Here is a 20,028-nt window from a genome sequence, read left to right as displayed (position 1 = left end):
CTGAACGACGACCGGGTGGTGTGCAGCGAGTGGCCGACGTCGACCGGTTCGGCCGTCGTGACCGTGGCGCGCAGCCGTTCCGCCTGAGCGCGCAGCGCGCCCGGCGACTTGGCGGAGAGGACCAGCGGCACCGCGCGCTCCGGCCCGGCCGGGCGGGCGGCCGGTTCCTCCGCGGGCGGCTCCTCGATGACCAGATGGCCGTTGGTGCCGCTGAGGGTCAGACAGGTCAGACCGGCGCGCCGCACCCGCTCGCCCCGCCGCCACGGCTCGGGCTCCGTCAGGAGCCGGACGGTGCCGGGCGACCAGTCCGCGTGCGGGGTGGGCCCGTCGATGTGCAGGGTCCGCGGCAGCCGTTCGTTGCGCAGCGCCATCACCAGTTTCGCGACGCCGGCGACGGCGCCCACCGTCTGGGTGTGGCCGATGTTGGACTTGACGGAACCCAGCAGCAACGGCCGCCCGCCCGGACGCTCCTGACCGTAGGTGGCCAGCAGCGACGTCACCTCGACGCCGTCACCCAGGGTGGCGCCCACGCCGTGCCCCTCCACCACGTCGACACTGTCGGCCGTGACGCGTCCGTCGGCCAGCGCCGCCCTGATCACGCGTTCCTGCGCGCGGCCGCTGGGGGAGACGATGCCGTTGGTGGCGCCGTCCTGGTTGATGGCGGAACCGCGGATCACCGCGAGCACGGGATGGCCGGCCCGGCGGGCGTCGGACAGCCGCTCCAGGAGCAGCATGCCGGCGCCTTCCGCCAGGCTGACACCGTCGGCCGCCGCGGCGAACGACTTCGAACGGCCGTCCGGTGCGAGGAGGTTGCGGCGGTGGAAGTCCATCAGGACGGTCGGCAGCGACATCACGCAGGCACCACCGGCCAGGGCGAATGCGCACTCGCCGTTGCGCAGGGCCTTCACCGCCAGGTGGAGGGCCACGATCGACGAGGTGCACTGGGTGTCGACCGTGACCGCGCCACCCACCAGGCCGAACTGGTACGCCAGTCGGCCGGAGGCGGCGCCCACCGAGTTGCCGAGACCGAGGTGGTCGAGGATCTGCGGGGGCGGGGCCTCCCGCAGCAGCAGCGGATAACCGCCGAACTGCACCCCCGCGTAGACGGCGGTGCGGCTGCCGCGGGCCGCCACCGGGTCGATCCCGGCCCGCTCGAACGCTTCCCAGGTCGTCTCCAGCAGCAGCCGCTGCTGCGGGTCCATGGCGGTCGCCTCGACGGGGTCGAGGCCGAAGAAGTGCGGGTCGAACTGCTCGGCGTCGTGGATGAAGCCGCCGTTGACGCCGTCCAGCGCGCTCCCGACCTGCCAGCCGCGACCCGTGGGCAGACCGCCGACGACGTCACTGCCCGAGTCGACGAGGTCCCACAGGTCCTCGGGAGAGCGCACGCCCCCGGGGAACCGGCACCCGATTCCCAGGACGGCGATGGGCTCCTGGCTCTGGGACTCCGCCGCCGCGAGCCGTCGGCGGGCCTGCTGCAGCTCGGCCGTGACCTTCCGGAGGTACTTCTGCAGTTTCTCTTCGTCGGGCATCTCGCCGTCAGCTCCCCTGCTGCTCCGGGGTGACGTGGCAGTCCTGGGTGTCGTAGTGCTTCCACTCGCCCTCCACCTCGACGTACGCGTCGAGCTGGAAATGGTGGTCGTCGATCATCGTGTACACGTCCTTGGTCATGGAGCGGACCCCGACCTCACCGAGCACACAGGAGCCGCTGAACACCAGATGGCCGTCCTCCTGCCACCCCGGCGAGCTGACGGAGCCCAGCGTTCCCATCGTGTCGACGTAGTAGGACTCGAACTTCTGCTCGACCTCGTTCCAGCCGATGATCCACTTGCCGTCGAGCTTCCAGGTGCCGTCCGCGTACGTGCCGGTGAGGTCCATCTGGATGTAGTGACCGTGCATGACGCGCCGGGTCACCGACTCCATGCGCACACCGGTGTCGAAGTGGGTGACCATCCTGCCGAGCAGGAAGTCGAGGTCCTTCAGCCGCGGGGACGGCGGCTGGTGGTCGGTGCGGGGCCGTTCCGTCGGGCGGCCCGAGAGATAGGTGTTGATCTTGCCGGCGTCGCTGGCGATGTCCGTCATGCTGTCGTCACCCTCGTTTCTTGGCAGTTCGTCACTGTCGGCCGTACGTGCTGTGCCGCGGCGCGGCGGCAGCCGGGCGGTGGTCAGACCGCGGAGTGCTGGAGCTCGCGCACCATCGCCGTGATGCTCCGCACGTTCTTCAGGTCGCTGGGGTTGATCCGCAGGGACGGCACGGCGACGCCGAGCTCCTCACGGATGTGCGCCAGAAGGAGCACGGTGTTCAGGGAGTTGAGGACGCCCAGCTCCAGCAGGGGCGTGGTCTCCTCCAGTTCGCCCTGCGGGTCCCCGTCGAGAAAGCGGTCCCGGATGAAGGCGGAGATCCGCTCGGTGATCTCGTCCTGGGCCATGGGTGCTCCTTCGTGTCCGTCACGGTTCGAGCCGCGCGGCGAGCGCGGCCCGGTCGACCTTGCCGTTGCGGGTCCTCGGCAGTTCCGGCAGCAGCCGCAGGACGTCCGCGAGCATGTAGCGCGGCAGCCGTTTCGCGCAGTGGCCGCGCAACGTGAGAGGGCCGGGCCGGCGGCCGGGCCCGGGCACCACGAACGCGGCCAGCCGGGCGTCCACACCGTGCCCGGTGACCACCACCGCCGCCTCGGCCACGTCCGGGTGGGACGTCAACGCCGCCTCGACGTCCCCGAGTTCGACACGATGGCCGCGCACCTTCACCATGTGGTCGCGGCGTCCCACGTAGTCGAACGAGCCGTCCGCGCGCAGCCGAACGACGTCGCCGGTGGCGTACGCACCGCGCTGCGGCGCGGCGCCCCAGTAGCCGAGCATCACCGTCGGCCCGTCCACCAGCAGCTCGCCCTCCTCGCCCGGGCCGCACACGGAGCCGTCGGCCGCCCGCGCCCACACCCGGTCTCCGCTCGCCGCCCGGCCGATCGGCACCGGCCGGCCCCGTTCCAGGTCGGCGGGCGTCACCTCGTGGTACGTGCACACGTTCGTCTCGGTCGGCCCGTAGAGGTTCAGCAGCCGCGCCGGCGTCCAGGCCGCCAGCCGCCGCACCTGGCTGATGGGGAACGGCTCCCCGGCGAAGAGCACGGCACGCAGCCCGTCCGGTGCCGCCCGGTCCAGCAGACCACCGGAGCGCATCATCAGCGTCAGCGCGGACGGCACCGAGTACCAGACCGTGATCCGCCGCTCGTACAGGAACGCCACGAGCTGCTCGGGCGCGTAGGCCAGCTCGGACGGCACCAGGTGCACGGCCGCGCCGACCGTGAACGCGGCGTACAGGTCGAGCACCGACAGGTCGAACGTCAGCGGCGCGTGGTTGGCGAACCGGTCCTCCGGGCCGGGCGCGAGCAGGTCGACCACCCAGCCCGAGAAAGCCAGGGCGTTGCGGTGGCTGATGCACACCCCTTTCGGGGTGCCGGTCGACCCGGAGGTGTAGAGGATGTACGCCAGGTCGTCCGGTTCCACGACCGCCTCGAACCGCCCCGGTTCGGCCGTCTCCCCGCCGCCCCCCGCCCCGGCCCCGGTGAGGCCGGCGCACCGCACCCCCGGCAGCAGGGCGGACAGCTCGGGCAGCCGGTCCGTGGCGGTCAGCACGACACTCGCCGCGCAGTCGCGGGCGACCAGCGCCACGCGCTCGGCGGGCGCGCTGTCGTCGGCCGGCACATAGGCGGCGCCCAGCCGCAGCACGCCCTGCATCGCGGCGACGACGTCGGCCGACTTCCCGGACCAGACGACGACCCGGTCACCGTGGCCGACGCCGAGGTCGCGCAGACGGCGGGCGAACGCGTCGGCCCGGCGGTCGAGTCCGGCGTAGTCGAGCGTGCCGTCGGCGGCGACCACGGCGGGCCGGTCCGGATGTTTGACGGCGGAATCCCTGACCAGGTGGTGCAGCATCACAGCCCCAGTTCCTTGGCGACGATTTCCCGCTGGATCTCGGTGGTGCCGGAGAAGACCCGGGCCGGCAGGGAGTCGCGCAGCTGCTCCTCGACGCCGCTGTCGGCCAGATAGCCGAGACCGCCGAAGAGCTGCATGGCGTCCAGGCCGTTGGCCACCGCCGCCTCGGAGACCGTGGCCTTCGCGAGGGCGATGGCGCTCTTGTCCTCCCGGCCCTCGTCCAGCAGCCAGCAGGCGCGGTACAGCAGCAGCCGGCCACTCTCCAGGCGCTGCTTCATGACGGCCATCCGGTGCGACACCGCCTGGAACTCGCCGATGCGCCGCCCGAACTGGCGGCGGCGGCCCGCGTGTTCGACGCACTGGGCGAGCTGGCGCTCCATCAGCCCGAGGTAGACGCCGAACAGCGCGGCGCGCTCCCACGCCATGGAGTGCTGGAAGATGCCCGAGCCCTGGCCCTCCGCCCCCAGCAGGTAACGGCGCGGCACATGGCAGTCGGTGAACGTGACCCGGCCCGCCAGACAGTTCGTCAACCCCATCTTGCGCAGCGGCGGGCCGAACGAGACACCGGGCAGGTCGCCCGGCACCGCGAACGCGGACAGCCCGAGGAACCCCAGCTCCGGTGCGGTGCAGGCGTAGGTGACGACGAGGCCGGCCACGGGCGCGTTGCTGGCCCAGGACTTCTCCCCGTTCAGCAGGTACCCGTCGGACACCGGGCGGGCCGTCACGCCCAGACGCCCGATGTCGGAGCCGGCCTCGTCCTCCGTCATGGCGTTGGCCGCGATGAGCTCACCGGACGCCAGCCCCTTGAGCAGCGGGCCGCGGACGTCGTCGGTGGCGAAGTCCCGTACGGGGACCGCGCAGGCCAGCAGATGGGCCGCGACCCCGAAGGCGAGCCCGGTGTCGGGACAGCCGCGGCCGAACGCCTCCAGGCCCAGCGCCGTGTCCAGCGCGCCGAGCCCGCCGCCGCCGAACTCCTCCGGCAGGCACAGCCCCGTCACACCGATGCCGGCGGCCGTCCTGAAGCCACGGCGAACGGCATCCGGATCCCCGTCCGGACGGTGCTCGCCCAGGCGCGTACCCGACTCCCGCAAGATTTCCGCGTAGCGTTTCTTCTGTGCGGCCGAGAGATCAAAATCCATGGCAGTTATGCGCCTCATCGTGAGGTGGTAATGAACGGCTGCATGCGGGCCCAGGCTAAATTCGCCTTCGGTGGGTGTCACCCCCTAGCCCGCCCCCTATAAGGAATGCCGGAAGTCAGCCCGCAATTGTGTGTGTCCCGGCATTTATAGGGGTGTCCAGCCGGTCGCGAGTCGCCCACTATTTTGGAGCGGCCGGCGCCAAGCGACGTGTAATGGCGGTGATTCGAAGACAGGGAGAAAACGGCATGGATTCGTTGCAGGCGGCCGGCACACAGTCCGGTGAGCCCGGCATCCGCTCCCACCCGTTCCTCGACGGCCGCGCGGCACATCAGCAGCCGCAGTGGACGGACCCGGACATCGCGGCCGCCGCCCGCGCCGAACTGGCCGGTCTGCCCCCGCTGGTGTCGTACGCCGACACCGCACGGCTGCGGGACCGGCTGGCGGACGTCGCGCACGGCCGCGCCTACGTCGTCCAGGCCGGCGACTGCGCCGAGGACCCGGGCGAGTGCACGGGCGGCTACGTCGCCCGCAAGGCCGGACTGATCGAGATGCTGGCCGGCCGCATGAAGATGCTCACCCACAAACCGGTCCTGCGCGTCGGCCGGATCGCCGGCCAGTACGCCAAACCGCGCTCCCGCCCCACCGAACGCATCGGCGGACGCGAACTGCCCGTCTACCGAGGCCACTTGATCAACGGCCCCGAACCGGACCCCGCGCTGCGCCGGCCCGACCCCGCGCGCCTGCTGCTGTGCTACCGGGCCGCCGCCGAGGTGCTGGGCCATCTGGGCTGGTCCCGGCGCCCGGACGGCACCCCCGACCACGGCAGCACCCTGTGGGCCAGCCACGAGGCGCTGCTCCTGGACTACGAGGCGCCCCTGCTGCGCCGCACCGAGGACGGGCTGCTCTACCTGTCCTCCACCCACTGGCCGTGGATCGGCGAACGCACCCGGCAACCCGACGGCGCCCACGTGGCACTGCTCGCGGCGGTGGCCAACCCGGTGGCCTGCAAGGTCGGTCCGGACATGACCGAGGCGGAGCTGCTGGACCTGTGCGAGCGGCTAGACCCGGAGCGGCGGCCGGGCCGGCTGACCCTGGTCGCGCGCATGGGCGCAGGCACCGTGGCCCGGCGTTTGCCGCCGCTCGTGCGGGCCGTACGGGCCGGCGGCCACCCCGTGATCTGGCTCGGCGACCCGATGCACGGCAACACCCTGACCGCCCCCAACGGGCTGAAGACCCGGCTGCTGGAAACGGTCCTGAGGGAGACCAAGGAGTTCCAGTGCGCCGTGCGCGAGGCCGGCGGCGTCGCCGGCGGCCTCCACCTCGAGATCACCCCGGACGACGTCACCGAATGCGTCCACGACGAGTCGTCGTTCGAGCAGCTAGGCAAGAAGTACACGACGCTCTGCGATCCACGTCTCGACCCACGGCAGGCCGACCACGTCGTCACCGCCTGGCGTTGAGCACCCCCGCGTGACGACCGCGACGCGCCTCACAGCGAATGGAGTTCCGCACGATGACTCGCACGACGGAGAGCCGCGCCATGCAGGGGAAGGTCGCGCTCGTCACCGGCGCGGCCGGCGGCATCGGCGCCGCGGTGGTCCGCGCGATCGCCGAACGCGGCGGCGTGACCGCGGCCGTGGACGCCAACAGCGTCGCACTGAAGGAGACGACCGAGCCGCTCGCCGCCGAGGGCCTGCGGGTCGAGGCCTTCGTCGCCGACGTCACCCGGCCCGACGACGTCGAGGCGACCGTCACCGCCGTGGAGGCCCGACTCGGCCCCGTCGACTACCTCGTCAACGCCGCCGGCATCCTCCGCCTCGGCGACGCCCGGAACCTGTCGGACACCGACTGGGCCGACACCATGGCCGTGAACGCCACCGGCGTCTTCCACATGTCGCGCGCGGTGGTCAACCGCATGGTGCCCCGGCGCGCCGGCGCCCTCGTCACCGTGGCCTCCAACGCCGCCGGCACCCCCCGGACACAGATGGCCGCTTACGCCGCCTCCAAGGCCGCCGCCACGATGTTCACCAAGTGCCTCGGACTCGAGGTCGCCGAGTTCGGCATCCGCTGCAATCTCGTGGCACCGGGCTCCACGGACACCCCGATGCTCAGCTCCATGTGGCACGACCACGACAGCGGCCGGGAGACGACCGTCCGGGGCAGCCTGGAGACGTACAAGGTGGGCATCCCGCTGCGCAAGCTGGCCACCCCGCGGGAGATCGCCGACGCGGTCGTCTTCCTGCTCTCCGAACAGGCCTCCCACATCACGCTGCACGCGCTCACGGTCGACGGTGGGGCCACGCTCGGCGTCTGAACCCTGTCCGGCACACCTGAAGAGGAAACGCCATGCCAGGCATACCACCCATCGAACCGTACGCCCTCCCCACCCGGGAGACCCTGCCCGCCAACACCGCGGGCTGGACACCCGACGCCGGCCGCGCCGCGCTGCTCGTCCACGACATGCAGCGGTTCTTCCTCGAACCGCTGCCCGCCGACACCCTGCGCCGCACCCTGACCGGCAACGTGACACGGCTGCGCGCGGACTGTGCCGCCCACGGAGTACCCGTCGCCTACACCGCGCAGCCCGGCGGTATGACGCCCGAACAGCGCGGTCTGCTCTCGGACTTCTGGGGCCCCGGCATGTCACCCGAGCCCGAACACCGCGAGATCGCCGACGGCCTCGCCCCGGCACCGGACGACCAGGTCTTCACCAAGTGGCGCTACAGCGCGTTCCACCGCTCGGGCCTGCTGGAGTGGCTGACCGCCACGGGCCGTGACCAGTTGATCATCTGCGGTGTCTACGCACACGTAGGGGTGCTGATGACAGCCGTCGACGCCTTCAGCCACGGCATCCAGCCGTTCCTGGTCGCCGACGCCACGGCGGACTTCTCCGCCCGCCACCACGGCTCGGCCCTGGAGTACGCCGCCGGACGCTGCGCCGTGGTCCTCACCGGCTCCGACGTGCGCGCCGCACTCGGAGCCGGCCCCCGGGCCGTGTCCGCGACCGCGTCCGGAACGGCCCGATGAGCGGCCGGCCCGCCACCCGGTCCGCCGCCGACCTGCTCGGCCGCATCCTCGGCGACGAGCCTCCGCCGTTCGCCCTGCTGCACCGCCCGGCCGTGAACGGCCCCGACGCCGTCGACATCCTCGTCGGCGACATCGGCGCCCACGAGACACTGGCCGGCCTGCCGGTACCGCCGGCCACCGCGGCGGGCGGCCCGCCACCGCCGGTGCTGGCCCTGGTCCCCTACCGCCAGATCGGCGAACGGGGCTTCGCCTGCGTCGACGACGGCACCCCCCTGCTCGCCATGACCGCCGAGAGCCACACCACCGCACCCGTTGCCGAGGTCACGGCCGCCATCCCGGACCTCCCGGTCCGGATCACGGACGGCTGCTTCGACACCGACGACGCCACCTACGCCGCCACCGTCCGCCGCGTCCTCGACGAGGAGATCGGCGAGGGCACCGGTGCGAACTTCGTGATCCGCCGGTCCTACGTCGCGCGGATCCCCGACTACTCGCCCCTCGGCGCGCTGGTCGTCTTCCGCCGTCTGCTGCGTCGCGAGTCCGGTGCCTACTGGACGTTCGTCGTGCACACGGGCGAACGCACCCTGGTCGGTGCCACACCCGAGCGGCACATCACCCTGCGCGACGGCATCGCCGTGATGAACCCCATCAGCGGCACGTACCGCTATCCGTCCGCCGGCCCCGACCTGCCCGGGCTCATGGAGTTCATCGCGAACCAGAAGGAGACCGAAGAGCTCTACATGGTGCTGGACGAGGAGCTCAAGATGATGGCCCGCCTCTGCGAACGCGGCGGCTGGGTCACGGGCCCGCACCTGCGGGAGATGACGAAGCTTGCCCACACCGAGTACTTCATCCGGGGCGCCACCCGCCGCGACGTACGGGAGATCCTGCACGAGACGATGTTCGCGCCGACCGTCACCGGCAGCCCCCTGGAAAGCGCCTGCCGCGTCATCAGCGCCTACGAACCGCGGGGCCGCGGCTACTACAGCGGCGTCGTGGCGCTCATCGGCAGAGACCGGCACGGGGCGCAGACACTCGACTCGTCCATCCTCATCCGCACCGCCGACATCGACTCCTGCGGCACCGTCCGGATCGGCACCGGCGCCACCCTGGTCCGCCACTCCGACCCCGCCGAGGAGGTCGCCGAGACCCGCGCCAAGGCCGCCGGACTCATCGGCGCCCTCACCGGGGACGACGGCGGCTTCGGGGAGCACCCCGAGGTCCGCACCGCCCTGGAGCGGCGCAACGACGTCCTCGCCGGCTTCTGGCTGCGCACCGACACCCAGCGGGCGCGGTCCGACCGCGAGCTCACCGGACGCCGTGTCCTGATCGTCGACGCCGAGGACAGCTTCACCTCGATGCTCGGCCGGCAACTCCAGTCCGTGGGCCTCTCCGTGACGGTGCGCCGGTTCGACGAGCCGTACGCCGTCGATGACCACGACCTCGTCGTGATGGGCCCCGGCCCCGGGGATCCGCTCGCCGCGGACGACCGCAAGATCACGCACCTGGACACCGCTGTCGCCGCCCTGCTGGCGAAACGCCGCCCGTTCCTCGCGGTGTGCCTCAGCCACCAGGTGCTCAGCCTCCGGCTCGGCTTCGACGTACGCCGCCGGGGCACGCCCAACCAGGGCACCCAGAGCGCGATCGACCTCTTCGGGGCGAGGCGGCACGTCGGCTTCTACAACACGTTCGCCGCCTACAGCGCGGACGACAAGGTGGAGTGCCCCGGCGCCGGTGTGGTGGAGGTGAGCCGGGACCGGGCGACGGGGGAGGTGCACGCCCTGCGCGGCGGCCACTTCACGTCCTTCCAGTTCCACGCCGAGTCGGTCCTCACCAGGGGCGGCGAGGAGATCCTCGCCGACGCCGTCCGAGAGCTGCTGCGCGCCTAGGCCGTGGACGCGGGGTGCGGAGGCGGGCCCGACCGCCTCCGCAGTGCCGCGCGCGGGGTACGCGCCCGGTCAGAACCCGTGTCCGTCGCCCCTGGGCGCCTCACCCACGTCCTCGGCGTACACGGACAGTTCGGCCGGCAGATCCGCCCGGCGCTTCACGCCCAGCTTGCGGTACACCCGGGTCAGGTGCTGCTCCACCGTGCTCACGGTGATGAACAGCACCGTCGATATCTGACGGTTGGTGTGCCCCAGCGTGGCCAGCGCGGCCACCCGCAACTCCGCCTTGCTCAGCCCGTACCCGGACTGGGGCACATCGCGCTCCGGCTCGGACTCCGGAACACACCCCCCGGGAACCAGCCGGTTCGCCAGGGACTGGGCACCGGACTCCCGGGCGAGCTGGTACGCGCGCCGCATCAGCGGGTGCGCCTGCCCCGGATCGCCGGGCATCTGCTGGAGCACGGTCCCCAGGTCTCTGAGGGCCCTGGCCAGCTCCACCTTGTCACCGCACGCCTGGAGCAGATCGACCGCCTCGGACAGCAGCCGCTTGCGCTGCTCGGGCGCCACCGTCCGGGCGAGCAGGCGCAGCCCACGGCCGCGGATGCGCCGGTCGGTGCGCCGGTCGCCGGAGAGCTCCTCCTGGATCAGACGCGCCGCCTCCGCCCGGTGCTCCAGCCGCAGCTGCGCCCGGGCCAGCTCCAGCCGCCACGGCACCAGACCCGCGATGTCGAGGCGCCACTTCTCCATCAGGTCCGCACACTGCCGGAAGTCCTCGCACGCCGCGTCCGGCTGACCGGCCGCCAGGTGGTAGCGGCCACGCGCGGCGAGATAGTGCAGCCCGAGCGGCGTCTGGAACATGCCCACCGGGGTCGGGAGCGCCAGCCACATGTCGGCCTCGTGATGCCGGCCGGACTCCGCCGCGCAGGTGATGAGCGTGCCCAGCGGGCCGGCCACCACCACACCCCAGCCCTGTGGCGTGATCAGCTCCAGGGCCGACCGCGCGCACTGCTCGGCCCTGCCGAGGTCGCCCAGCCGCAGCAGCGCCTCACCCCGGATCGCCTCCAGGACCGCCTGCCACACCGGCGCATACCGCACGCCCGCCTCGTCCAGCACGGTGTCCGTCCAGGCCACGACCCGGTCCGGACGCCCCGCGTACAGCATGGCCAGCAGCGCCCCGGCCGGCAGGCCCGGCGCACCGGTCCTGCCGTCGTGCCGCCGCAGGATCTGCTCGCCGCGTGACACCACGTCACAGTACGGATTGGACGTCAGCGCCTGGTGGAGGACCGTGACCGCCTCCAGCCGCTGACTCACCACGGGAGTGCCCGACGCCCCGCTGTACATCCCGTCGGTGCAGTGGGCGTCGGCCAGGACCTCCGAGCGGCACAGCGACACCAGCAGATGCAGCACCCGGAGTTCGGCGGCGTCCTCCGTGTCCTGTTCCTCCCCCAGTTCGAGCTGTGCGAGCAGGTCGTCCGCCTCGCCGACCCGCCCCTGCCACAGCAGCGGCGGCAGCACCGACGCGACCCGGGGCAGCGAGGGGCCCCGCTCCCGGATCGTTTCCAGCAGATCAGGCAAATACGTTTCCGCCGACAGCGGGTTGGTCTGCCAGCGTGCCGTCAGCATCAGCGCCTCGATGCCCGCACGCTGTTCCTCGTCGGTCTCCGCCCGCCACGCCTGGCGCAGGCAGGCGCCGGCGAACTCCGGGCGTCCCGAGGCCAGCGCGTGCACCGCGGCCTCCTGCAGCATGGGTGCCGCCCAGCTGCCCTCGACCCAGTCCGCCGCGATCAGGTGGCCGGCCAGCACGTTCGACCCCGCCTCCTGGTGGCGCAGCACCTCCGCGGCCCGGGAGTGCAGCACACGCCGGTGTTCCGCGGTGAGGTCGCCCAGCACCGAGCGGGCGATGCGCGGATGCCGCAGTTCGTAGCCCTCCACCAGACCGGACACACGCAGCAGGTGCAGGGCGCGCAGGGCCGACTCGTGGGTCGTGCCGAGCATGGTGGCGAGGACGTCGACGGTCGTCGCACGGCCCAGGACGGCGAGCGCCTGCGCCACTTGCCGCACCTGCGGCTCGTGCCGGTACAGGCAGCCGAGCACCGCCTGGTCGAACAGGCCGCCGCGGGACGGCGGCGTGCCGTCCGCCTCGGCGTGCCGCGCCGGCAGTTCGTCCATGAGGGCGCGGGCGAGCAGCGGACTGCCGCCCGTCACGGCGAGGACGTGTTCCGCCGTTCCGCGGGCATCGGTCGTGCCGGGGTGCGCGCTCGCCAGGAGGGCCAGGGAGTCCTGGGTGAGCGGCTCCAGCGTGATCCGCGAGGAGTGCGGCTGGCTCAGGAGTTCGGCGCGGAACTGCGGGTGGGGGAGCCGCAGCATGGGCGCCTCGGTCATCAGCACGAGCATCGGCGAGTACCGCAGCCGGCGGATGACGTACAGCAGGCACTGCAGTGAGGCCGAGTCGGCGTGCTGGATGTCGTCGACGGCCAGCACGAGCGGGCCGCGCCGCGCCAGGTCGCTGAGGGTGGAGAACAGGCGGCTCAGGACGGGCGCCTGCTCGACGGGAGAGATCCGGTCGACGGCCGACGGCCGTCCGGACAGACGTGCCACATCGGTGTGCTCGGGAAGCAGGTCCCGCACTTCCTGGCGGGCCTGCTCCGGTAAGTGCGCGCCGTGCAGCAGCTGGCCGATGACGCCGAACGGGATGTCGCGCTCGGCTTCGGAGGCCACGGCGCGCAGGACCTGGGCCACCTCGTCGGAGAGATCGTCGGTGAGGGCTTCAAGGAGGGATGTCTTGCCACTGCCCACCGCTCCCGTGATGAGAGCGGCATGACCGCGGAGCTGCTCGCGACAGTCCCCGAACGCCGTTCGTATGTGCCTGAATTGCTCCTCGCGCTGGGCTAGAACCACTCGGTACGCTTTCTCGTGCGTGGGAGGTCGATCGGTGGAAACGGTGTGCCGCAGCAGGGCGCCGGGCGCGTTCCGTGACACCACGTGATCCTGGGCCGGGAACCGATGCGTCACGGCGACGGCCGCCTGCGGCCGGGGCCGCGCCGGGCCGTCCGGGGGTTCGCCGGACCCGGACGGCCGGCCCGCGTCCTCGCGCCGCCCGGCGAGTCGGCGCGAAGGCAGTGGTTCGCCCGGATCTGCAGGACTCTCGCCCAGGGCGCGTCGGCGACCTGGAGCCTCCCGTTCTACGTGCTGATACATCCCCGTCCCCCTGAACTTGGAGCTGTTGCGGGGGCAGGGCCGAGCCGTCTCACAGGCACGATCGCTGTGCGTCCCCCGACGTTCCAACACGTGCTCACCTGCCGGTACGACCGACCCGGCTCGGTGAAGCCGCTCGCGGTGACGATCCTTCGGTTCGACACCCCTGCGGCCATCTCGCAATCGAGATTCGAGTGTGACACACCGAGAACAAGCCGGTTACCCCACAATTCATAGGTACACCAAGTCGATCTAGACGAATCTAGGGGTTGACAAGACGGCATGCCGGACCCGGCCGGGACGGCGGGAGCTTGCATTTCGCGGAGCACCGCTCTTGCGGATTGATTCACTCCGTATTCACGTGTGGGGCGCAACGGTCCGGCCGGGGTACCTGACGGAGTCTGCGACCGGGTATTGGCGCGCCCCAGGACGCCTCGGCATAGTGCGGGGGACGCCGAGTACCACGGTGAAATCGACCGGCAACTCCTGCCGGTCGTCAGGCCCCAGACGGAAGGCTGCCGCCACGATGACCAACAATGTCCGGACCGGACGAGAAGAGACGGAACGGCTGCTGGGCGAGGCATCCGGAACAACGGAATTCGAGCTGCTGGGCCTCGAGTGGACTCTCCTGCCGGGCGTGTTCGCCCCGTTCCACTCCCCTTCGACGTCCCACTATTCCCAATGGCTGCCCTATCCGGCCGGCAAGTCCCTGCTGGAGATGGGCTGCGGCGCCGGCGTCACCGCCGTCTACGGCGCGCTGCGCGGCTGTACGGCGGTCACGGCCGTGGACATCGTCCCCGCCGCCGTCGACAACGCCCGGCGCAACGCCGAGCGGCACGGGGTGGCCGACCGGGTCCGGGTCCTGGAGAGCGACATGTTCCGCGCACTCGGCCCGGGAGAACGGTACGACCTCGTCTTCTGGAACTCCAACGCCATCGAGGCACCCGCCGACTTCGTCTACACCCAGGATCTGGAACACTCGGTCCTCGACCGCGGATACGAGAGCCACCGCGCTTATCTCCGAGAGGCGCCGCGCCACCTCACGGACACCGGCCGGCTGTTCATCGGCTTCAACAGCCGGGGCGACCTCGACCATCTGCAGCGTATCGCCGACGAAGAGGGCCTGCGCCTGGAGAAGATCAATTCCACGAACCACGAATTCCCCGACCGTGTCGTGGAGTTCCGCCTCTTCGAAATCGTCCGCAGGGCCTCCTGACCACTGGACACCATGCCGTCCGGGCGACTTGACGGATACCGGGCACCGCCATTGACCGGATATTTCTCACGGTGCCATCCTCCCTGACATGGAGACGTCAATTCTCGATCAGCGACCCCTCTTCGACGTCGGAGCCGACATTCGCATCGCGGCCGGCGCGAAGGAGATATACGAGGCGGTCAGCGATCTTCCGAGGCACGTGGAGTGGAGTACGGAACTCCGCGGCGGCGAATGGATTTCCGGAACCCCCGGCGAGGTGGGTTCGGTCTACCGCGGTGAGAACTTCCGTGCCGACGACATCGTGGAATGGGCACCCCTGATCCGCGGGATCTGGCACACCAAGTCGGAAGTGATGACCACCGAACCGAACCATCGCTTCCGCTGGCGGATCCACTCCAAGACCGGAGAGCCCCAGGAGCTCATCTGGACCTTCGAGATCACCCCGGACGGCGACGAGTGTGTCGTCGCGCAGAAATTCTGGATGGGCTGGGCGTCCCCCGGGATCCACGACATCACCAAGGACATGGACGAGCCGGAGAAGCGGCGGTTCATCACGGAGTGGGCCGCCAAACTGGAGAACGACATCCTGCTGACCCTGGAACGCATCAAGAAGGTCCTCGAGGCGTAGCCGAGCGCCGCGAACACGGCGGCCTCGTCATGGCCGGGACACCGACGCCGTGTCCCGGCCGCCGCCCAGGGCCGTCCGCCCGCCGGTCCGGCGGACCGCTCCCGACTGCCGAGCGCGGGCCAGCGAAAGGGCCTGCACCGCGTGCGCGGCCGAGACGAGCGTCATGTGCCGGTGCCACCCCGTGAAGGAACGGCCCACGAAGTCCCGCATGCCCACCTGTTCGGAGATCTCGGCGGCGTCACGCCCGACACGCCGCACCAGCCGTGTCAGCCGCGCCAGAGCGGCCGGTGACGACGAGACGGCGTCCGTCAGCCACAGCTCTCCCGGCCACTGCCGGCCCGGCCCCGTCAGGCCGAGCAGGAGCAGATCCCCCTGCCGGCCCGCCCCCGCCCCGAACACCCGGCACCCGCACCCGGACCCGCGGCCAGTAGACCGTCCCGGCTGCCCGGCGTTCCCGCCCGGGGTCCTGCCACGGGACCGGCCGCCGCAGCGGAGCCGCCGCCCGCATGATCTCCGCGGCCGACCGGTGCCCGTCGCCGCGCCCGGGCAACGCCGGATCGGCGACGGCCAGCCTGAGCCGGCCATCCACCCGCACCAGTTGCTGCCGCAGCCCCGCCGCCCGCAGGCGCCCCAGCACGGCGAGCGCGTCCACCTCCGGCACGTCCACGACCACCGGCCGGGCGGGCAGCCCCCAGTCGCCGCCCGCCACTGCGGCACTCGCCCGCACCGCACACATTCCCATGGTCTCGGGACAGGCCCCGGCCGGAATGCCCGCCTGGGCACGGCGCACCGGGTCGCCCAGCCAGGTACCGGACAGCAGCAGCCGCCAGTTCACCGGACACGCCAGCCGCTCCGACGCCAGCCACACACCCACGGCCCGCTGCGTGTAGAAGGCCGGGGAGGAGCAGCGCTCCACCCCGACGGAGTTCTCCCCGGTCTTGGTGATCACCAACGGCCGTACCACCCACGCCTGCGGAGGCTGCACCGCGGCCACGTACCGCGCCAGGGCCACCCGCGGCGGATCCCACCGCCAGGTGGACCCGCACACGAAGTGGTGCAGACGCTGCTCGGCGGCCCGCCCGCCGCGCAGGGACGCGATGTTGCGGATGGACTTGCGGCCCCGGGCATGGATCAGCCCGTGGACGTAGTCGAGCCCCCGTCCCCGCTGGTCGCTGCGAGGCAACGAGGCGAGGAGCACGTCACACAGATCGTGCAGCACCTCGTCCACATCCCCCGGCCCCGCGTCGAGGCCGGACCGCTCGAGGCCCTGTCCCGTGATCATGTTTCCCCCATCTCGGCCGAGCGGCCACGGCGGCTCGGCGTTCGGTCCGTTCGGTCCGTTCGGGTGGGTGGTGGGGCGGTCGGCGAGGGAACGCCCGATACGGGTCCGTGAGCGATGGCCGGCTCGCGGACCCGTCGCCCGTGGCTCAGTTCAGCTCGTTGTCGATGAAGTCGAACAGCTCGTCCGTCGTGGCCGACTCCAGCCGTGCGGTCACCGGCGCGTCATCGGGCGCCGACCCGGTACCACCGACCGACGCGCCGCGCACCTGCGCGCGGTCCAGCAGCGACCGCAGCCGTTCCGCGGCTCCCGCCGCCAGGATGTCCTCCGCCCGAGCGGCCGTCAGCATCTCCTCCAGCCGGCCGAACTCCGCCAGCAGCGCCGCCCCGGCAGCCCCCGGGCGGTCGGCGCCGCCGGTGGCGGTGTCTTCGCCGTTGTCGGTGGTGAGTTGGGGCAGGAGGTGGTGGGTGAGGGCGGTGGGGGTGGGGTGGTCGAAGACGGTGGTGGCGGGGAGGGTGAGGCCGGTGCTGGTGGCGAGCCGGTTGCGCAGTTCGAGGGCGGTGAGGGAGTCGAGTCCCTGCTCCGTGAACCCGCGGTGGGCGTCGACGGCGTCCAGTCCGGGCAGGGCCAGGATCGTCGCCGTGTGGCGGCGGATGTGGTCCAGCAGGACGTTGAACCGCTGGGCGGGCGGCAACGGGCCGAGCTGCTGCGCCAACTGCGGACCCTGCTCGACGGAGGCGGCGGTACGCCGATGTGGCGAGCCGCTGCCACAGCGGGAGCCGGGGCAGTTGCCGCTCGTGGAGCAGCGCGGTGAGCAGCAGGGGATGCGGCGGCAGAGCGGAGGCGTCGAACAGCTCCAGTGCCTCCGGTGTCGACATCGGCTTCAACGCGCTCCGCGCCAGCCGCGCCAGGTCCTGTTCGTCGAGGTGGCTGGTCATGGTGCTGGTTTGTTGCCAGAGGCCCCAGGCGAGGCTGGTGGCGGGTTGGCTGTGGTGGCGGCGGTGGTGGGCGAGGGCGTCGAGGTAGGTGTTGGCGGTGCTGTAGTTGGCTTGTCCGGGGCTGCCGAGGATGCTGCCGGCGGAGGAGAAGAGCAGGAAGAGGGCGGGGTCGTGGGGTTGGGTGTGGTGGTGGAGGTGGTGGGCGGTGGTGGCTTTGGTGGCGAGGACGGTGCGCAGTTGGGTGGGGGTGAGGGTGGTGAGGGTGGCGTCGTCGAGGTGGCCGGTGGCGTGGATGACGGCGGTCAGGGGGTGTTCGGTGGGGATGTCGGCGAGGGTTTTGGCCAGGGTGTGGGGGTCGGTGAGGTCGCAGGCGGTGATGGTGGTGTGGGCGCCTGTTTGGGTGAGGTCGTGGTGGAGCTGGGGTGCGGTGGGGGCGTGGGGTCCTTGGCGGCTGAGGAGGAGGAAGTGGCGGATGTTGTGGTGGTGGGCGAGGTGGCGGGCGATGAGGGAGCCGAGGGTGCCGGTGCCGCCGGTGATCAGGACGGTGCCGTGGGGGTTGACGGGTCGGGGGATGCGGATGACGTTTTTGCCGGTGTGGCGGCCTTGGCTCATGTGGCGCAGGGCTTGGGGGAGGTGGGCGAGGTCCCATTCGGTGCGGGGCAGCAGGGTCAGGGTTTCGTTGGTGAAGAGGGTGAGGAGGTGGGTGAGTATGTCGCCGGTGCGTTGGGGGCCTGCTTCTTTGAGGTCGAAGGCGCGGTAGGTGGTGCCGGGGTGGGTGGTGCTGACGTGTTCGGGGTCGCGGATATCGGTTTTGCCCATTTCGATGTAGTGGCCGCCGGGGGCGAGGAGGGTGAGGGAGGCGTCGACGAGGTCGCCGGAGAGTGATCCGAGGATGATGTCCATGCCGGGTCGGCCATGCTGGCTGGTGTGGTGGTGGAACTGGTCGGCGAAGTCGGTGGTGCGTGAGGAGGCGATGTGGTCGGTGGGGATGCCGGCGGTTTTGAGGGTGTGCCATTTGGTGGGGTGGGCGGTGGTGTAGACGTCGGCGCCGAAGTGGCGGGCGAGTTGGGTGGCGGCCATGCCGACGCCGCCGGCGGCGGCGTGGATCAGGACCCGCTGTCCGGGTTTGATCCGGGCGAGGTCGTGCAGGGCGTAGTACGCCGTCAAGAACACCGCGGGCACCGACGCCGCATCCTGGAACGACCATCCCGCCGGGACAGCGGCCAGCATCCGCTCATCGGCAACCGTGCGGACCGCGAACGCCGCCGGGAACGCACCCATCACCCGGTCGCCGACTGCGAATCGAGTGACATCGGGGCCGATCTCCGTGACCACGCCCGCGCCTTCGGCGCCCAGGTCCTCCGGGTCGTCGACCATGCCGAGCGCGGCGACGACATCATGGAAGTTGAGTCCTGCGGCGCGGACTTCGATGCGTACTTCGCCCGGGTTGAGGGGGCGGGTGGCCGCCTCGTGCGGGGTTTTGACGAGGGCGTCGAGGGAGCCGGTGCCCTGGGGGGTGATGCGCCAGGTGTCTCCGGCGCCGAATCCGGACACGCCGTGAATCACGCCGCTGCCGCTGAGTGCGCGTACCAGCCGTGGCGCGTGGAGTTTGCCGTCGCGCCAGGCGAGTTGAGGCTCGCCGGTCACGGCGAGGGCTTGGAGCAGGGCAGAAGAGTCCGTCTCCTCGGGGTCGGGGTCGAGGTCGAGGAGGGTGAAGCGGTCGGGGTGCTCGGTCTGGGCGGTGCGGACCATGCCCCATGTCCCGGAAGCGGAGAGGTCGTTGACGTCCGCACCGGTGCCGGTGTCGACACCCACCGCACCTCGGGTGGTCACCACCAGCCGGGCCGGATGATCCTGGGCCAGCCACGCCTGCAACGCCGCGAGCACATCGCATGTGACATCTGCCAGGTCCCGGCCCCGGCCAGACACCGGCAACACCACCGCCCGCGACGAAGCGGGGAGATCGTCGAGGTCGGTGATGGTGGGAAGGCCCCAGGTGTCTTCCGTGCCGGTGTCGTGGGGTGTCCACACGACGGTGTCAGTGACCGTCGGCTGGGACGGTGTGGGTAGATCCGGCCAGGCCAGGGCGAACAGGCCCCGCGCACCGGCGGTGCTGGTGGGCTGGAGTTCGGCTGCGTCCAGGCGGCGGGCGGTCAGCTGCTCGACCACAGCGACGGGCTCACCGGTCACGTCGTAGAGGTCCATCCGCACACTGCCCTCACCCAGCGGCGTGATCCGCACCCGCAGGCGGGTGGCGCCGGTGGCCAGCAGCCGCACACCGTTCCACGCGAACGGCAGCCACACCCCGTCCTGGTCCAGCACCTCGCTGAACTGCAGCAGATGCGCGGCCGCGTCACACAGGGCCGGGTGCAGCCCGAACCGAGCCGCGTCCTCGGCGGCTGACTCGGGCAGCTCGATCTCCCCAAAGACGTCCGGGCCTTGCCGCCAGGCCGCCCGCACCCCCCGGAACACCGGCCCATAGGCATACCCCCGCCCCGCCAACTCCTCGTAGAGACCGGAGACATCGATCGCTTCCGCACCCGACGGCGGCCACACACCCACGGGCGGCACGTCACCAGGTTCGTTGGCAGCCAGGACGGCCTGCGCGTGCCTCGTCCAGATGCTGTCGGTGCCGGAGGGGCGGGAGCAGATCACCGCTTGGCGGCGCTCGTCATCGTCGGCGGGCTCGATGACGATCTGCAGGTCCACCTGCCCGGCGGTCGGCAGCACCAACGGCGCCTGCACGACCAGTTCCTCGACCACCTGGCAGCCGACCTGGTCCGCCGCCCGCAACAC

Annotated in this window: 13 protein-coding genes and 2 pseudogenes; 6 read left to right on the top strand and 9 right to left on the bottom strand. The window is 71.7% G+C overall.

The window, feature by feature from the left end; all coding sequences use genetic code 11:
- From SSQG_RS04625 to SSQG_RS04605, 5 genes are all read right to left on the bottom strand, one after another.
- On the bottom strand, positions 1 to 1,529 hold a 1,529-nt coding region (locus SSQG_RS04625), incomplete at its 3' end, for a beta-ketoacyl synthase N-terminal-like domain-containing protein (protein ID WP_039931938.1).
- Between the two features lie 7 nt (positions 1,530 to 1,536).
- On the bottom strand, positions 1,537 to 2,079 hold the full coding sequence (locus tag SSQG_RS38095; protein ID WP_052310234.1) for a DUF1579 family protein: 543 nt from the start codon (positions 2,077 to 2,079) through the stop codon (positions 1,537 to 1,539).
- An 83-nt stretch (positions 2,080 to 2,162) separates the two neighbouring features.
- A complete protein-coding gene (locus tag SSQG_RS04615) occupies positions 2,163 to 2,426 on the bottom strand; it encodes an acyl carrier protein (RefSeq protein WP_039931937.1) in 264 nt (87 codons plus the stop codon).
- 19 nt (positions 2,427 to 2,445) lie between these two features.
- On the bottom strand, positions 2,446 to 3,927 hold the full coding sequence (locus SSQG_RS04610; protein WP_003988548.1) for an amino acid adenylation domain-containing protein: 1,482 nt from the start codon (positions 3,925 to 3,927) through the stop codon (positions 2,446 to 2,448).
- Positions 3,924 to 5,063, bottom strand: coding sequence for an acyl-CoA dehydrogenase family protein (locus SSQG_RS04605; protein WP_003988547.1), 1,140 nt, complete (start codon positions 5,061 to 5,063; stop codon positions 3,924 to 3,926). Before SSQG_RS04605 ends, SSQG_RS04610 begins: the two co-directional genes overlap by 4 nt.
- A gap of 245 nt (positions 5,064 to 5,308) precedes the next feature.
- On the opposite strand from SSQG_RS04605, the gene SSQG_RS04600 reads away from it, so the two are divergent.
- The 4 genes from SSQG_RS04600 to SSQG_RS04585 all read left to right on the top strand — a co-directional run bounded on the left by SSQG_RS04600 (position 5,309) and on the right by SSQG_RS04585 (position 9,979).
- Positions 5,309 to 6,523 (top strand): 3-deoxy-7-phosphoheptulonate synthase, encoded by a 1,215-nt coding sequence (locus tag SSQG_RS04600; protein ID WP_003988546.1) that lies wholly within the window; start codon positions 5,309 to 5,311, stop codon positions 6,521 to 6,523.
- Between the two features lie 80 nt (positions 6,524 to 6,603).
- On the top strand, positions 6,604 to 7,377 hold the full coding sequence (locus SSQG_RS04595) for a 2,3-dihydro-2,3-dihydroxybenzoate dehydrogenase (protein ID WP_039934730.1): 774 nt from the start codon (positions 6,604 to 6,606) through the stop codon (positions 7,375 to 7,377).
- 32 nt (positions 7,378 to 7,409) lie between these two features.
- Positions 7,410 to 8,090, top strand: a complete 681-nt coding sequence (locus tag SSQG_RS04590) for an isochorismatase family protein (RefSeq protein WP_003988544.1) — start codon at positions 7,410 to 7,412, stop codon at positions 8,088 to 8,090.
- On the top strand, positions 8,087 to 9,979 hold the full coding sequence (locus SSQG_RS04585; RefSeq protein WP_003988543.1) for a phenazine-specific anthranilate synthase component I: 1,893 nt from the start codon (positions 8,087 to 8,089) through the stop codon (positions 9,977 to 9,979). Before SSQG_RS04590 ends, SSQG_RS04585 begins: the two co-directional genes overlap by 4 nt.
- Positions 9,980 to 10,048: 69 nt before the next feature.
- On the opposite strand, the gene SSQG_RS43385 is transcribed toward SSQG_RS04585, so the two are convergent.
- Positions 10,049 to 12,874, bottom strand: coding sequence for a helix-turn-helix transcriptional regulator (locus SSQG_RS43385; protein WP_039931936.1), 2,826 nt, complete (start codon positions 12,872 to 12,874; stop codon positions 10,049 to 10,051).
- Between the two features lie 823 nt (positions 12,875 to 13,697).
- Between SSQG_RS43385 and SSQG_RS04575 the strand changes: the two genes are divergently transcribed.
- Together SSQG_RS04575 and SSQG_RS04570 are read left to right on the top strand one after the other, a co-directional pair.
- Positions 13,698 to 14,387 carry a methyltransferase domain-containing protein gene (locus tag SSQG_RS04575; protein WP_003988541.1) on the top strand — a complete coding sequence of 230 codons (690 nt, stop codon included), beginning with the start codon at positions 13,698 to 13,700 and terminating at the stop codon, positions 14,385 to 14,387.
- Between the two features lie 88 nt (positions 14,388 to 14,475).
- Positions 14,476 to 15,015, top strand: coding sequence for an SRPBCC family protein (locus SSQG_RS04570; protein ID WP_003988540.1), 540 nt, complete (start codon positions 14,476 to 14,478; stop codon positions 15,013 to 15,015).
- A 27-nt stretch (positions 15,016 to 15,042) separates the two neighbouring features.
- Here SSQG_RS04570 and SSQG_RS04560 read toward each other — a convergent pair.
- The 3 genes and pseudogenes from SSQG_RS04560 to SSQG_RS04555 all read right to left on the bottom strand — a co-directional run.
- Positions 15,043 to 16,297 (bottom strand): annotated as a pseudogene (locus SSQG_RS04560) (IS701 family transposase).
- Positions 16,298 to 16,442: 145 nt separating this feature from the next.
- Complete coding sequence (locus tag SSQG_RS43895) at positions 16,443 to 16,988, bottom strand: phosphopantetheine-binding protein (RefSeq protein WP_425315014.1); 546 nt, start codon at positions 16,986 to 16,988, stop codon at positions 16,443 to 16,445.
- Between the two features lie 268 nt (positions 16,989 to 17,256).
- A pseudogene (locus SSQG_RS04555) lies at positions 17,257 to 19,788 on the bottom strand (SDR family NAD(P)-dependent oxidoreductase); the annotation flags it as partial.
- Between the last annotated feature and the right edge of the window lie 240 nt (positions 19,789 to 20,028).

The organism is Streptomyces viridochromogenes DSM 40736 (assembly GCF_000158955.1).
Classification (GTDB): Bacteria; Actinomycetota; Actinomycetes; order Streptomycetales; family Streptomycetaceae; genus Streptomyces; species Streptomyces venetus.
Note: the sequence above shows the minus strand (reverse complement) of the source record. Positions and strands in the feature narration are given on the sequence as shown.